At 35.0% G+C, this 14,883-nt stretch carries 14 protein-coding genes; 11 read left to right on the top strand and 3 right to left on the bottom strand.

What is annotated here, in order from left to right:
• Window positions 1–231 precede the first annotated feature (231 nt).
• From B3P23_RS04185 to B3P23_RS04195, 3 genes are all read left to right on the top strand, one after another.
• Entirely contained in the window at window positions 232–918 is a 687-nt protein-coding gene (locus tag B3P23_RS04185; RefSeq protein WP_293924690.1) for an AraC family ligand binding domain-containing protein, read from the top strand.
• A 23-nt stretch (window positions 919–941) separates the two neighbouring features.
• Window positions 942–1,106 (top strand): helix-turn-helix domain-containing protein, encoded by a 165-nt coding sequence (locus tag B3P23_RS04190; protein ID WP_293924692.1) that lies wholly within the window; start codon window positions 942–944, stop codon window positions 1,104–1,106.
• A gap of 64 nt (window positions 1,107–1,170) precedes the next feature.
• Window positions 1,171–2,337, top strand: a complete 1,167-nt coding sequence (locus tag B3P23_RS04195) for an iron-containing alcohol dehydrogenase (protein ID WP_293924694.1) — start codon at window positions 1,171–1,173, stop codon at window positions 2,335–2,337.
• Window positions 2,338–2,521: 184 nt separating this feature from the next.
• On the opposite strand, the gene B3P23_RS04200 is transcribed toward B3P23_RS04195, so the two are convergent.
• Window positions 2,522–3,025, bottom strand: a complete 504-nt coding sequence (locus B3P23_RS04200) for a YfbM family protein (RefSeq protein ID WP_293924696.1) — start codon at window positions 3,023–3,025, stop codon at window positions 2,522–2,524.
• Window positions 3,026–3,618: 593 nt separating this feature from the next.
• On the opposite strand from B3P23_RS04200, the gene B3P23_RS04205 reads away from it, so the two are divergent.
• The 4 genes from B3P23_RS04205 (at window position 3,619) to B3P23_RS04220 (ending at window position 6,659) form a co-directional block, all read left to right on the top strand.
• Window positions 3,619–4,344, top strand: a complete 726-nt coding sequence (locus B3P23_RS04205) for an energy transducer TonB (protein WP_293924698.1) — start codon at window positions 3,619–3,621, stop codon at window positions 4,342–4,344.
• A 113-nt stretch (window positions 4,345–4,457) separates the two neighbouring features.
• A complete protein-coding gene (locus B3P23_RS04210) occupies window positions 4,458–5,033 on the top strand; it encodes a Crp/Fnr family transcriptional regulator (protein WP_045753425.1) in 576 nt (191 codons plus the stop codon).
• Between the two features lie 64 nt (window positions 5,034–5,097).
• A complete protein-coding gene (locus tag B3P23_RS04215) occupies window positions 5,098–6,108 on the top strand; it encodes an NAD-dependent epimerase/dehydratase family protein (RefSeq protein ID WP_293924701.1) in 1,011 nt (336 codons plus the stop codon).
• Between the two features lie 167 nt (window positions 6,109–6,275).
• A complete protein-coding gene (locus tag B3P23_RS04220) occupies window positions 6,276–6,659 on the top strand; it encodes a hypothetical protein (protein WP_293924703.1) in 384 nt (127 codons plus the stop codon).
• Window positions 6,660–6,790: 131 nt separating this feature from the next.
• Here B3P23_RS04220 and B3P23_RS04225 read toward each other — a convergent pair whose 3' ends face one another.
• Window positions 6,791–8,065: an ATP-binding protein gene (locus tag B3P23_RS04225; RefSeq protein ID WP_293924705.1), complete on the bottom strand. Its 1,275-nt coding sequence runs from the start codon at window positions 8,063–8,065 to the stop codon at window positions 6,791–6,793.
• A 467-nt stretch (window positions 8,066–8,532) separates the two neighbouring features.
• Between B3P23_RS04225 and B3P23_RS04230 the strand changes: the two genes are divergently transcribed.
• The 3 genes from B3P23_RS04230 (at window position 8,533) to B3P23_RS04240 (ending at window position 12,724) form a co-directional block, all read left to right on the top strand.
• Window positions 8,533–9,165: a hypothetical protein gene (locus B3P23_RS04230; protein ID WP_293924706.1), complete on the top strand. Its 633-nt coding sequence runs from the start codon at window positions 8,533–8,535 to the stop codon at window positions 9,163–9,165.
• A gap of 137 nt (window positions 9,166–9,302) precedes the next feature.
• Window positions 9,303–9,794, top strand: coding sequence for an SMI1/KNR4 family protein (locus B3P23_RS04235; protein WP_094772613.1), 492 nt, complete (start codon window positions 9,303–9,305; stop codon window positions 9,792–9,794).
• A gap of 461 nt (window positions 9,795–10,255) precedes the next feature.
• Complete coding sequence (locus tag B3P23_RS04240; RefSeq protein WP_293924710.1) at window positions 10,256–12,724, top strand: SEL1-like repeat protein; 2,469 nt, start codon at window positions 10,256–10,258, stop codon at window positions 12,722–12,724.
• An 88-nt stretch (window positions 12,725–12,812) separates the two neighbouring features.
• Here B3P23_RS04240 and B3P23_RS04245 read toward each other — a convergent pair whose 3' ends face one another.
• Entirely contained in the window at window positions 12,813–13,892 is a 1,080-nt protein-coding gene (locus B3P23_RS04245) for a resolvase (RefSeq protein ID WP_094772611.1), read from the bottom strand.
• A gap of 130 nt (window positions 13,893–14,022) precedes the next feature.
• Between B3P23_RS04245 and B3P23_RS04250 the strand changes: the two genes are divergently transcribed.
• Window positions 14,023–14,583 (top strand): hypothetical protein, encoded by a 561-nt coding sequence (locus tag B3P23_RS04250; RefSeq protein ID WP_293924713.1) that lies wholly within the window; start codon window positions 14,023–14,025, stop codon window positions 14,581–14,583.
• Window positions 14,584–14,883: the final 300 nt, after the last annotated feature.

A 14,883-nucleotide genomic window follows, 5' to 3' on the forward strand; every position in this document is an offset into this window, starting at 1 on the left:
ACGGGAGGTTTAGTCCTGTTGATTAATTATGATTCGGGTCTTTTTTAGATAAATTTTGCGCATGTTTAAGCTGGATTTGACTTCATTTTTTCTTGTGGTCAAATCAATAGGAGATTCTGTTTTTAACAGCTTTATAAATGATTTGAACTGTTTTTTAATAATTTTTACGTTTAAGTGTTATTTGTTTTTTTAGATTTACCTCCCAATTTATGGGCCATATAGGAGGGAATTTTGAAGACATTAAAAATAAAAGATAATCAACAAAAAAAGGAAGATCAAGATTTGTCATTTAGAATTTTTGATTTGACTTCCGAAAATTTGAACGCATATACAGTTCCTCATAAAAAAGATCATTTTTGCCTATTCGTGATTGAAGAAGGGACTATGCAAGTGAGTATAGAAGATAAAATACATAAACTTAAAGCGGGGAAAATCGCGGTTATTTTTCCCGAACAGGTTAGCCTGGTCTCTAGTATAAGTGTTGATTTAAAGGGTAAAATCATTCTTTTTGAGGAAATATTATTTTGTTCTGATATTCTGAAAAATGAATTGAGTACTTATAATGTTCACCTTTCGACTCAGTTGAACTGTATCATTCTGTCTGCAATCGATTTTCAGCATAGTATAGGGATGATCAATAGCATTCAAGATATTTATCAGTATCCAAGTCTAGTTAAAAAAGAACAAGCTAGATTTTACATCAAAATTCTGCTACTTGGATTGATCGAGTCTGTACATGGTCTTCATCCTGTATTATATCAAGAAACGGTAGATAAGCCTATTTATATCAAGTATAAAAAGCTTTTGAATATACATTACAAGCAGCATCGGGCCGTTCAGTATTATGCAGAGCAATTGATGGTCAGCAGTAAAAAGCTAAATTCAATCACCAAACGCCATTGTGGAAAACAGCAATAGAAACCATTCATCATCGTATTTTAATGGAAATTAAACGGCAGTTGACGTTTTCTGATTTATCACATAAAGAGATTGCTTTTGATCTGGGTTTCAATTCGCCTTCAGCATTAAACAAATTTGTGCGCTCCAAATTGAAAGAAACACCTACTCAACTTCAGCAGGAACTGTCGCAAATGTATAACGGATAGTCCCATTTGTATAACAGTAATACCTCCTTCTCCCGTACTTTTGTTGAGTACAAAAAACAGAAAAATGAGTAAATTATTTATTGCAGGAGAGGTGTTCCATGGCGCTGGAAGTCTTGAAGAATTGAAAAATATCCAAGGTAAGAAGGCTGTAATTGTAACTGGAGGAGGTTCTATGAAAAAAAGTGGAACCTTGGATAGAGCAATTTCATTTCTTAGCGAAGCAGGAATAGAAGTTCGTGTATTTGAAGGAGTAGAAGAAGATCCCTCTTCTACAACTTGTCTAAAAGGAGCAGAACAGATTAAAACGTTTGAACCAGATTGGATTATCGGATTAGGGGGATGTTCGGCTATCGATGCTGCAAAGATCATGTGGGTTTTCTATGAATATCCAGATCTAGATTTTGATACTATAATCAAACCTTTTACTGTTCCTGTATTACGTCAAAAAGCCAAATTTATAGCGATTCCTTCTACAAGTGGCACTGGAACTGAAACAACTGGACTGGCTGTGATTACTGATCGTGAAAAGGGGGTTAAATATCCGGTGGTTTCATATGAACTCACGCCTGACATTGCCATTGTTGATGGAGAAATTTGTGCCTCTATGCCTGCCCATGTGACATCCAATACTGGTCTTGATGTATTGACACATTGTGTGGAAGCATATGTATCCAATATCGAAAACAATTATGCTGATGCATTATCCAAAGGTGGTTTAGCACTGGTTTTCGATAATCTCAAAGAAGTGGTCGACTATCCTGACAACATTAAAGCTCGTCAAAATATGCACGATGCTTCATTCATGGCAGGTCTGGCTTTTAATAATGCTTGGTTAGGAATTGTCCACTCTTTATCTCATCAAGTTGGGGCGTTATATGGTATTCCACATGGAGCGTCAAACGCGATTTTTCTACCCAATGTGATTCGTTACAATGCACAGGAAACAGCACGTTATCCCGAATTAGCAAAGGTAATCGGTCAAGAAACAGCCGAAGATCTGGCACAGGCTATTGAAGTTTTACGTTCAGAAGTAAATAACAAATCTTCGATCAAAGATTTTGGAATAACGCAAGAGGTCTGGGATAAAAATCTGGACTTTATTGCAAATAATGCGCTTTTAGATCCGTGTACAGGTTTCAATCCTCGAGTACCTTCACTTGAAGATTTAAAAGCAATTTATAATGCCTGCTATGAAGGCGTTGTGTTTTCTGAAGACGTAGTCTCTTTATAATTTTTCAAATCGAAAGTATACAGGAGTGAGTTTAGCTGATGCTCAAGATGCAATTTGTTAAACGCCTATAAAGAAAACTAGGAGTCAATTGACTCCTAGTTTTCTTTATATTATGTTGAGCTATGATCCACTTAAAAAGGAACAACTTTAATAGAAGTCTAGCGCTGTCCTTAATGTTAATGTATTAACATAAAAAGGAGATGACTGCTTGATTTTCTTGCGTTGCTACTTGTAAAAATGCTTTCAATTTTCTGAATTCCTCTATCAAATAATTTAATGCTTCAGGATCTTCCCAAAATTCAGGGTAGACACCTTCCTCGTTCATTTTGTTCGCGTCAAACCTATCTGATAATGACTGTTCTGCGATCACTTTGACCGCATCAAATAATTCTTGAGTTTGCGTAGCAGTGAGATATGTTGCTGGACCATATCCCATATCCTGTTCCAAGTCCAGAATATTTGTTCCGTATATCAGCCACTTTAAAGGTGGGGTAACTGCTTTATGATTGGTTAAAGGTTCACCTGTTATCACATAAAACAAACCATCCCAACTTTTCCCTATATCTAGAAGATTGTTCTTTTCAGAATGCGGTGTAGAGAAAAGATCGTCTTGAAGAAGTTGGCTATTTTCAACATAACGATCTAAAGTATCCTGATCTATGCGTACGTATTGTTGTATTATTCCCATAAATTGAATTTAGGGAAAAATTTAATTTTATGCAATTTAAGTGAAAGTATTATCATTCTTTATCCGACGATATCTCATTCCTGAGATACTATTTGAATATGTGATAATATATTTAAACAGCTGCTTTAAAAATTGCGTGTGAATGAGTAGTCATAAGATCCGTATTTCACCTTTTGCAAAACGTCCTAAAAGGCGGAGTGTCCATGTCGGCAGAATAATTGTTTTCTTTTTCTGTAATATTAATATGATGAATTTATGATCTATAATAGCTATTTTTGAAGCCACAGCCAATATTTATGAAATATATTACCGTATTGTTTTTAATTTTAATCGCATCTTATTCAAATTTCTGCTACCCTAAAAAATGAGCGCAGTTCATTCGACATGAACATGATCTGGATACCTCATATACTTACTTTAACAGTAAGGGAGAAATTATAGATTCTAAGATCGGATCGTATTCTTATCAACAGATAATTCCATACGGAAGTGATTCATTAGATTTATATAATATTGTTCATTATTATACCGAAACAGATTCTTTAAAATCAAATGGCTATAGCTATAACTTTAATCATCCGTTTGAATTTGGTGTGAAATATACGGGCGAATTTGTGTCTTATTTTCCTAATGGGAACTTAGAAAGTTTGCAACGTTTTGATGAATATTCGGAACCTATTGATTCCTCTTACTATTATTATCCAAATGGTAAATTAAAAATGATCGTTGTCCATCAGGAAATTGGAAAAAAAATGTTTTCTGGAACGACAGACACCCATCCTTTTTATTTATTGTATCTCGATTCTATTGGTAATTATCTGGTAAAGAGAGGGAATGGATTTTTAAGAATTTCGGGTCCAGGAGATTCTTATATAGAAGGTGAATTGAAGAATAATAAGAAAGAAGGTAAATGGTCGGGATGGAATATGGGTACTTTTTATGAAGAATTATATCATGATGATTTATTGTTTCAGGGAAAGAGGTTTAAAAAAAATGGAGATATTGTGTTATACTTTCAAGAAAATATGGAAAGTATAACAACATATCCTAAGGGTTTGCAGGTATTTATGAGGGGGCTCTATGAAAATCTGAACATTTCTTACGATCTTATAAAGGGTATATCGAGTGAATCTATTTCGGTGACGTTTATGGTTGATCGGGATGGAAGAACGAGAAATTTTAGGATTGCTGAACAAGTTCCTCTAAAATTCAGAGAGCAGCTTGTCAGTGCGATACAAAAAATGGGAAATTGGATTCCAGCTAAATTACAAGGAATGGAAGTAAATGTTAATTATACAATACCCATTCGCATCAAGTAAAGATATGGATTGATGGTTAGAGCACAGAATTTATTATTGTTCGGAATAATGGGTAATCCGTGGAAAAATTAATATCCTTGCAGGTATAACAATAGACTATTGACAATGAAAATATGCACGAACAACTTATCGAACTGATTACACAGCATGTTGCGCTTTCTGCCCAGCAACAGGAGCTGTGCAGGAGGTTTATGGAACCGGTTTTTTATCCTAAAAACAGTATCATCGAAGAAGAAGGGAAGGTTCCTGCTTATCTCTATTATGTAGTGTCAGGCTTTTTGCGTTTGTTCCACTATAATGATAAGGGTGATGAAGTGACGACACATATCAACTGTCCTCCAGGATTTATTACCTCCTATGCCCATTTTAACAATGGCTCCCGTTCTGAAGAAAATCTTGAATGTATTACTGAATGTGAACTTTTGCGTATAACCAAGGTAGATCTTGATCTATTAATAAAAGAAATACCATCGTTTAAAGATTTCAGCATCTATGTGTTTCAGCAATCTCTTTCTTATAATGAAAAACGTTCCAAAGAGTTGGCTACACTCACCGCTGAACAAAGGTATTTGAGATTGATGGATGTGCAGCCAGAGTTGTTGCAAAACGTTCCGATGCAATATATCGCTTCTTTTCTAGGTATGAATCCTAAAAGTTTGAGCCGGATCCGCAAACAGATCATTAGGTAACATTTGTGAAGTGGTTTGACATGTATAAGGCGGAACTTTGACCTATCATTTAAAATCAACGAACATGACAACTAAAAAATTGGTATTGGTATCCGGAGCTAACGGGCATTTGGGCAATAACTTAGTACGATTATTAATAAAAAAGGGTTTTGTAGTACGGGCATCTGTACGTAATATGAAAAACAGATCGTATTTCAAGGATCTGAACTGTGAGGTCGTTCAGGCAGATATCACCGATAAGGAATCTTTTAAGAGGGCGCTGCAAGGTGTGGATACGTTCTATGCGGTAGGGGCGGCTTTCAAATTATGGGCTAAAGATCCACAAAAGGAAATTTACGATGTGAATATGCTGGGAACTCGCCATACTATAGAAGCTGCAGCTGAAGCTGGAGTCAAAAAAATTGTATACGTAAGTTCTATAGCAGCATTAGACTATAGCCATCTACCAACAAAAGAAAGCAACGGTTATAATCCTGATCGGCGGGATACCTATTATAATTCCAAAAATGATGGTGAAAAATTAGCTTTTGAACTGGCAAAGGAATTGGGTATAGCATTGGTTTCGGTGATGCCAGGGGCGATGATTGGTAATGAGGCCATTCAACCGCTCAATGTTTCCTATCGTATTTTAAGATTGATTTTAGAAAAACAGATTCCTGTAGACACCCGTATCGCACTCAATTGGGTAGATGTTAAAGATGTGGCAGAAGGTTGCTATCTAGCTGCAGAAAAAGGAAGATCGGGAGAGCGTTATATCCTTGCCAATGAAAGGTGTATGAGCATAACTGATACCACCAAACTGGCGCACAAACTTTATCCTGAACTTAAACTTCATATTCCAGCAACTGTCCCTAAATTTTTGCTTTATACTATTGCTGGATTGATGCAGTTTTCGGCAAAATTGCGTGGCACAGCCCCCATTATCACTACCAAAGATATCGCTATGTTCTCTGGTCTTCAACAGGACTTTGATATTTCTAAGGCAAGAAACGAATTAGGTTTCAATCCGAAAAGTAGTGAACAAGCAGTCAAAGAGGCTTTAGCTTACCTGATGGAACATCAGGATCTGCTGTAACTCTCTGATATGGAATATGCTCAGTTTAGATGGAAAACAGTAAGACGTTGTCCAGCTCACATCATATTTGTCTATATAAGCGTTTGTCTTTTTCAATTTAAAATAATTTATTGCATCAAAGGCATAGTATTTGTTGTCGAATTCTTTAAAACTGAAAATTATTATATATGAAAAAGACTCTTTTACTTTTTTTATTGCTTTTTACTGCTTTCCTTTCAAAAGCAGATCAACTTCAAGCTTTAACACAGAAGCAAGCCGAGAAAGCCGTTACTTATCTTAAAAAAGAACCTATAGTTATTTTATGGTGTAGCTGTTGCGATAATGAAACGCCAAAAAAAGTTACTGTTAATGAAGTGTTTTACAAAAAAGATAGTGATGGGAAGTATTACTCTGTGATATTAAAAGGCAGAGACGAAAGCGGGCAGGAAGTTGAAGAATATTTGGATTTGGCGTATGTCTTTGTGAAAAAAGGTCCGAAAGCAAAAAGTTTAGGTAAAGTGTTAAAATTTGAATGTGACCCTTGTACACAACCCTTCAACTGGTCTAGTTAAGGATCATCACTCTGTTGATGTTTTAGTATTATAAAAGGATAGCCTGTGGCAGCTGAAAAAATCAAGTAATCTGCAACCCTATCACATCTTCTGAGGTGGACGATAAATGATCATCTACCTTAGAAGATGTTTTATTTTTCAAGTAATTTTCTGATCGTCTCTCTTTCCTTATCTGATAGCGCTATGGCATTTTCAAATAGTGGCAATATATCCTGTTTACGCTCTGTTTGTAGGATCAGGTCAAGAAGTCCGAGGTATGTGCGTATCAGATCTGCTTTAATACCTACAAAAGCTCGAGGATCGGCAATATATAGTTCCTGTATGAGGGCCAATAAAACCTTTTTCCGCTTTATATCTACATCTGAATCATTGTAATGGGGTAGGAGGTTTTTCTTTTGCAGCTCATCTAATTTTACCGTTACGGCTTGTTCACGGATATACTTTTTCTGTTTGCGATCTAAAAAATCGCGTAATTCGGACAATAGCTTACGGTATATCACCTGCTGTTCCTTTTCACTGAAAAGATTGCTTTCTGAAGATAAAGCGATATCATCTTGTTCGAAATGATCGAAAAAAGCCGAGTCAATATATACCGAGTGGTGAAAGTCTATTGCATTATTATTAAAGCTACTCAGTAGTTTGGCGACTTCGGTTTTGCTGCTGTTTAAGAAATAGTAATAGTATCGGTCTCCGATCTGTTGTTTCCAGCGGATATAATTGACCTGAAAACGATAGGAATTCTCTTGAATACTGTAAAGGGTAAACGTGGTACTATCCGTTTCTTGGATCAAGTTGTCATAATTGAGCAGCTCTCCATTTAAGAGGATGCGGTAGCCCCAATCGCGATTGAGATGTAGATACCATCCAAATTCCTGCGCTAGGAAATCTGTGAACTCTCCTGAGTCGAGTGTTGCAGCTGTCAAACCAAATATGCCCTCCAATGTTACGGTTGTACCTGTCCCTTTGTTCTGGGCAGATGATTTGATATCGCTGATATCGTATTGTTCTTTCGTATCACGATCTATGCGTATGCGGTAAGAAATCAGTTTATCATCTACTTTTATAGTAGTTTGCCACGTTGCGCGGTTGGCAAAAAGAGAAAAAGAAAAGCGACCCTTACCTTTTTTTCCTCGTGTATAGGAACTGCGTTTTAACTTGTTTTTTTTCAGAGAATCTAGGAAACTACCGAATGAATACTCCAATGTTTCCTGTTGTATTCCTTCTCCATTATCACGGATGCTGATACTCGTTATAAATCCGAGTTCGTTATTTGCTATATCAATGGAAATAGTTGTGGCTTTAGCGTCAAATCCATTCCAGATATATTCTGCTATAACATGCTTAGCGTCTTTTGGCAAACCTGCCGATTCTATACTTGCGTTTGTAATCTTGGTCTTATTCTTCATATTGAGGGGCATCTGATTAAAAGTACAACAATAAAGGAGGAAATCAAAACTTTTAAACTAACAATTTTAGTATTGTTGTTGGTTTTTAAATCTTTATTTTTAATGGTGTTAAATAAATCATTTTTGATGGATTTTGCTGTGTCTGTATCTACTAAAATCTATGATCAATTATTGTAAAATAAAAGTTATTGATCACTGCACCTATTCAAAAGTCAATTGAAAACAAATTTATCGCCCTAAAATATAGCTGATAACTGGGATAGTATTCATCTTAAATTTTCATTAATATTGATCCATAAGATGAATAAAATTTTAAGCATAATAACAAATAGCCTATACATCCCATCATTCGGATGGATTAGTCTATGCTAATATTCATTCGGAATACACTATTTATTACTATATTGATAGGTATTTGGGCAGAATATACAAAGTGAATTACATCATTAATTCAAAATACGATAACTATGATTTTCAGAATTCTATTACCCGTTGTTGCTAGTATTTTCAGTTTATCATCTTTTGCACAGATTCAAACAGCAGCATATTTTTCTTCAGATCGAAAGTTTGATGAAATTATTGACGATCTTGGGAATCCATTGCCAGGAAATCCATTGATGATTGTCCGATCATTTGTTCCCAACTACGGAAGTTATGTCTGGTTTTTGAACGAAAGCAAAGCGACGCAACCTGCTTATCTTGACGATCATCCCAAGGATCTACACGCGGGTATTTTTCTGGAAGATCATGGTGGATTAATTCCAAAAATAACTTTTAAAGACTTTGCAAAAGGACTGGCACAACCAAAATTTCTGATCAACTACTGTGAAGTTGGCGATGCAAATAAGGATGGGTTTCCTGAGTTCTACCTTACTTATTTTGAAGAATCAGATGGATTAGATGCTAAGCCACTGAAAGTGATTGTTTATACCAATAGGAGTGGTAAAACATTTTCAAAATCAAAAATTACGTGTTGGATTCCGTTTCAGGAAGAAGATCAATATCGGGAAGTAAAAGATGCAAATTTCAATCTATTGCCAAAACAGATCAGACTGAAGGCCGAAAAATTATTGCAAGATGCCAAAAATCAGATGAACTAAAAGACATATGAAACGACCCGATAATTGGTTAAGCTGGATAAAAACATTTCGGAATAAAGTTGATTTAACAATCTAAAGCTTATCACTCAACAAACTTTTAATTTCTTTGCAAAAACTAAATATCTGAAAATAAAACTATGAACTTATTGAGTCAACATCTACAGTTTATTACTAAGAAATCGGATCATGAAACTTTAAATAAAAGATTTCAGACACGATATTCGCACCTGCCGGATGATTATCTAGCTTTTTTAAAAACATACTCCCTGCTCACGAATCAATCGGATACAACATGGTTTAACAGTATTGCAGATTTTAATGAGACAAACGATGAAAATGATTTTAAATGGAATGAATTTGAAATTCAATCCTTAGACGCCTTTGATGGAGATGTTGAAATTCAACAAGAGGTGAAAAATTTCTGGAATAAACATATACCAATTATTCTATCTGTTAAAAAAGGTTATAGCTATTTTGCGATCAATGTTTCAGAAGAAAATTTTGGAAAAATCTATTATGGTGATGAACCTGAATTTGAAGAAGCAGTACTTGTATCGAACAGTTTTACTTCTTTCATTGAAGCGATACAAAATAAATCATTGAAGAAAGAATATCTTGATTTGTTCTAGGGATAAAAAATAGACAATAAAATTTATCCATGTATACAGCTTAATTGATAAATATTGGCCTGAATGCTATTAACGATTTTGATGGAAGGCTTTTGTTGCAGAATATTATGTTATAAATATGAGTAAAATAAACCTTCGTAAAGTAGAAGCTATGAAAATAATTGTTAATCTTAATCAGATTGTGGTTTGACTCGATAAAATAAAAAGTAATTTGACGCAAAATATGCATTAAAGTCATATCATTTGATCTGGTGAAAACAGGTGATCTACTACAGCTCATTAGAAAATAGCATTTCTAATACTGGTACTTAAATGTTCATGCTGTGACTGCCAGTCGTTGCAGTATGATGTCTAGAAAAGTCGTTTTAGTGTAGCTACTGATGGATATAGCTCCTAGAACTGTCAACAAAATCACGGTAAATAGGGATTTTATAATCTATATAATGGCGTAAATTGAATACATGGCACATCGAATATATTTATACAATTACGATCAAAAAACGAATCAAACGTTTGATACTTATCTTGGTGAGTGGAATTATGAAATTCCATTGTTACTCTATCCACTATTGGCAGAAGATGTCAAAGTGCTGGGGGTTGAGCTGATTGCAAACAAAGAACAAGGTATTGTGCAGCTACGTTACTTTTTTAACTTGCTGGCAGACTCTTATCAGTTGCATTATAAAAAAAAATACTACGAATCCGTCAACCATATGTTCGAATTTTTGGAAGCTTTACCTTATGATTCTTTTGTCTTAAATGCGACAGATGTTTTTAATATGAACGAAGAAAAGCATGAGGTCCAAGTAAAAGAGTGGTTGCTGGATATACAACATAAAGGTAAATTATACAAAAAGGCTGTAAAGACTCAAAAACTTTCTGTGTTAGACAGTTTATTTTCACAAAGAGGTTACGCCTCATTTCTCGATATTTTACAAACCGATTGGATCAATTACGGATTGGGTTATTTTGAGGAGGTGGCTCTTCAGAAAGCTGTATCTTTTATTTTTGAAGAATCAGGTAAGTTTGGCTTGCGCGATGCAAAGGGTGTTATTTTGGCTCCAGCGGTGTATGATGAGATTTTTGAATCAGATCTTATCTATCAGATAGCGCTGGTTAAAAAAGAGGGTTTGTACGGTTACTTGCAGCGAGATGGGAAAGAATTAGTTCCTCCAATTTATGAGAAGGCCCTTGATGTGTTCGATTTTGCACGTGAACCTTTAGGTGAAGTAAAAGTGGATGGGAACTGGGGGATTTTAAAAGTGTATTCTAATACTTGGTTAGTTCCTCCTGATTATGATGCTATCGAAAGCGTGGCTTATGGATTTTTAGGTGTAGAGGCGGCTGGAAGATTTGGTGTTTATAACGATGAAAATGGGCTTATTCTTCCTGTTGAGAGCGCAAGACCGTATGTATATGACTATGATAAAGATCTTTTTTTTACGGAACAAAAGGAAAATCATAAACGAAAATATTATACAAAAGAAGGGTATTATCTGGGTGATTTTCTAGAGGCAGAGATCATCCGGGCAGCTAATTGCTTCTGGGTCAAACCGAATAAAGGAAACAAGAAAGGTAGATTGATCGATGATAAGGGCAATCTTATACTAACGGATGCAGATCAACTTATTTTCTTTGACAATTTTGATGTATTGGCTATTCGTAAAGAAAAAAGCTGGAAATTCTATCATGCTGCAAAACATCAGTTTTTACTTGAAAATGATTGTATCACTCAGGTTAAAACAGAAACTAATAGCGGAACTAAAAAGAACGTTTTTATACTTCAATCTAAGACGGGATTGGGGCTTTTTGATGCCGATATTGACATTTGGTTGATTTCGCCTCAAGCAGCGATTACTCAGATTCATTATTTGCAAAATGGCTTTTTAGCTATTCAAAAAAAAGACTTCTATCAACTTTTTGATTTCGAAAACGGTCTGTCAGTCGAGCTATATGACTATATTTCTAATCCTTTGAATTATAGAACGGACGAAGGTTTGTTATTTCTATATCAAGGAACGAACTTGTTTCGGGTGCAGGAAGATAAAAGCATCCATCAAGTTGAAGCTCAGGAATATGGTAACATCTACGTGAATCGCTTTTCGTTTAGGGGAAAAGATTTAGAATACTTTATTTTCTTTTATAATCGTTGGAATGCGCAAACAGGATATAATGGTGAGCAATTGATGGATGTTGAAACTATTAAAAATATGGCTTTCGCGGCAAAAGAGGATCAAAATTACCACGAGGCACTTCGTCTATTTGAAATATCTGCTCAGAAAAATGATGTAGACAGTTGGACAGAAATAGGGTTATTGCTCACCGATCCTGAAATTGAGTCTTTGTTTGATCCGCAAAGAGGTATCAGCTATTATGAAAAAGCAGCGCAACAAAACCATCCTATAGCATGGAATAATATTGGGGCACTATATCAAAATGGGATCGGTTACGATTTTAACATAAAGAAAGCAATTCAAGCCTACGAAAGAGCGGCAAAGCTAGGAGATGGAATGGCACTTAGCAATTTGGGTGATTTGTACTACTTTGGGGTACATGTCAAGCAGCATTATGGTAAGTCTTTGAACTTCTATCAGCAAGCAGAAAAAAAATACTATTATAATTACGATAAAATTTCAGAAATCTATTATCGATTAAGAGATTATCAAAATCTGTTGATTTACCTCAAGAAAGATTATGATCGTTCTTATTCGGGTATCTATTATGGTATCCTATACGAAAATAGTATGGGAGTAAAAGCAGATTTGAAGAAAGCTATCAAGTATTATGAACAAGCCAACGCATACAGTGCTTACGAATATGCCACACAACGTTTGCTGTATTACTATGGGGATGACCCAACTTTTAAAAACGAACATAAATTCCAAAAATGGAAATCATTCGCTGAAGAACAGGGCTTTGAAATCGCTTAATACATCTGGCATGCTATTAATATCTTACAGAAATGAATAAACCCCTAGTTTTAGGGGTTTATCTTACCATAGCAAATGATATTTCTTTTTACTCAAGTAGATTAGGCTTCAATTGAATTTTTATGTAAGATGCCTTTTGTTTTTTACCCTTTGAAGGAGCTGAATTTGTAGGATAAACTTCGGTATAAAAAGTCTCGTTATCTGTCCAAAAAGCTTTTGTCTGATCTGCAATTTTGAAGTTGGTAAAGTTAATATACAACAAATTTTCTTGCTCAGAAACTTGCTCCGCGTATTTGCTGATCGCAAAATCACTTCCTACATCATGGTTCGAATTGACATAAGAAATCCATTTTTTACTCGGGATAATTTGTGGATACCCACCAGTAAAGGTTTTAAATTTAGCTTCGGGTTTGACACTATAAAACGAATAGTACAAATCGTATACTTCTGGCGAATTTTCTTTGAAAACTTCTAAATTCAGGGAAGGGGATAGTCCAATATATTCATTTGATAAAATTCCGTCTTCTGTCGTGATATTCTCATGCTGTACGATCATGATTTCTTTTGCATTTTCCTTATATATCCAATTCCCATCTTTAAGTTTTACTTGTGGATTTTTCACTAAAACTTCATCGATCCGCTTTTGAGTAGCTGTTTTAAATTCCTGTTCAGACACTTCTGTTATTGTCCCAAATTTTCGAAATGATTTATTTTTAAAATCTTGAGACTTTTTCAATAAACTGCTTCTGATCTCATCAAGATTTACACCTTTTAAAGTCATGTCAAATGAGGCTGTGAATTCTGACTTTAGAACAAAAGCTTCAATGCTGTTTGAAATATTGTTATTAATGCTAAAATGAATGGCGTAGAAGTCATCAAACTCTTCAAAGCCGTAGTAATTATCCAGCTTCTTGCAAGCTACTTTCAGGCGATCTGCATCTTTACTCGGCGCTACAAAAAAATGGATAGAATCGAGCTTGGTGAATAATTGAAAGGGTACATCTTGTATATTATCTACACCTTTTATCTTTTTAAATTGATCAAATGTTATGATTTTCTGCGTAACTTCAGCTTGATGTTGCTTCTTTTCCGTGGTTTTATTTTTAGGATTGCATCCTAAAAAAGATATAAGCATGGATGAAAGCAAGAATGGATATAAAGTTTTCATGTTTTATCTTTTTACAAAGATATCACTATTTAAAGTGGGTGAATATGGCTGAAAGTAGGGATTTGTTGTCGCTCATATTTTACACAATTTTAAAAACGATAAATTGAGGACTAAAAATTATGATATGCATATGAAAAATGTAATGATCAATTATTCCGTAATGCTGGCTTTGCTGACTTCCTGTTCACCTGTTCAAGAAAAGAACGCAGATAAAAGAGTTGTCTCACATGCCCACGCGGATACAGCTTCTGCATCTCTATCAGAAAAGAGTATGAGAACAAAAAGAAAGCTACCGAATGATCTTTCTGCATTGCTACCTATCGATATACTGGATAGTCTGAGTACGAATGTATATGAAAAATACGGAATGGAGTTCTCTGGCAACTGCTATGCCTGTGACTTAGCGCGTTTATCGGTGACAGAGAATAAAATGATATGGACCAATGTCTGCGATGAAAAAGATATTTTTGAAATTGGTGCTTTCTCAACCGCTATTGAAGAAAACAAAACCATTTTCAAAACTGCAGAGCACACTTTTATTTTAACCAAACTCGATCCTGCGCCTGTCTATGAATTGGTGATTGACGGTCAGAAAATAGCCTTAAAAAATAAAAGAATAGCGAGGTATTTTACCACCAAAGTAGCTTTGCCTCTTTTTAAAGAACATGACTGTGGTGATTTTGACGGATAATCGCGTCATGTTCATGGATTTTAACATATTGTCAATTGATGACTTTGATAAGCAGATTGTCAGTATCTACTCCTGTGATCTTTTGACTTCATCGTTTTTATCACATATGTTGTGTGCTTACTGCCCATTCTATATATAGTGTCTTTTCTTTATTGATCCCTTCAACAAAGCCTAGTTGATCCTATTTCTTTATATGTAGGCTATTTTACTCAACAATACTTTTGGGTGTGCACGAACCCACAAGTACAGATTTTATATTAAAAACATAGCGCTGAAATGAAAAAGAAGAGTCGATTAAAC

It is taken from the genome of Sphingobacterium sp. UBA6320 (assembly GCF_002440335.1).
GTDB lineage: Bacteria > Bacteroidota > Bacteroidia > Sphingobacteriales > Sphingobacteriaceae > Sphingobacterium.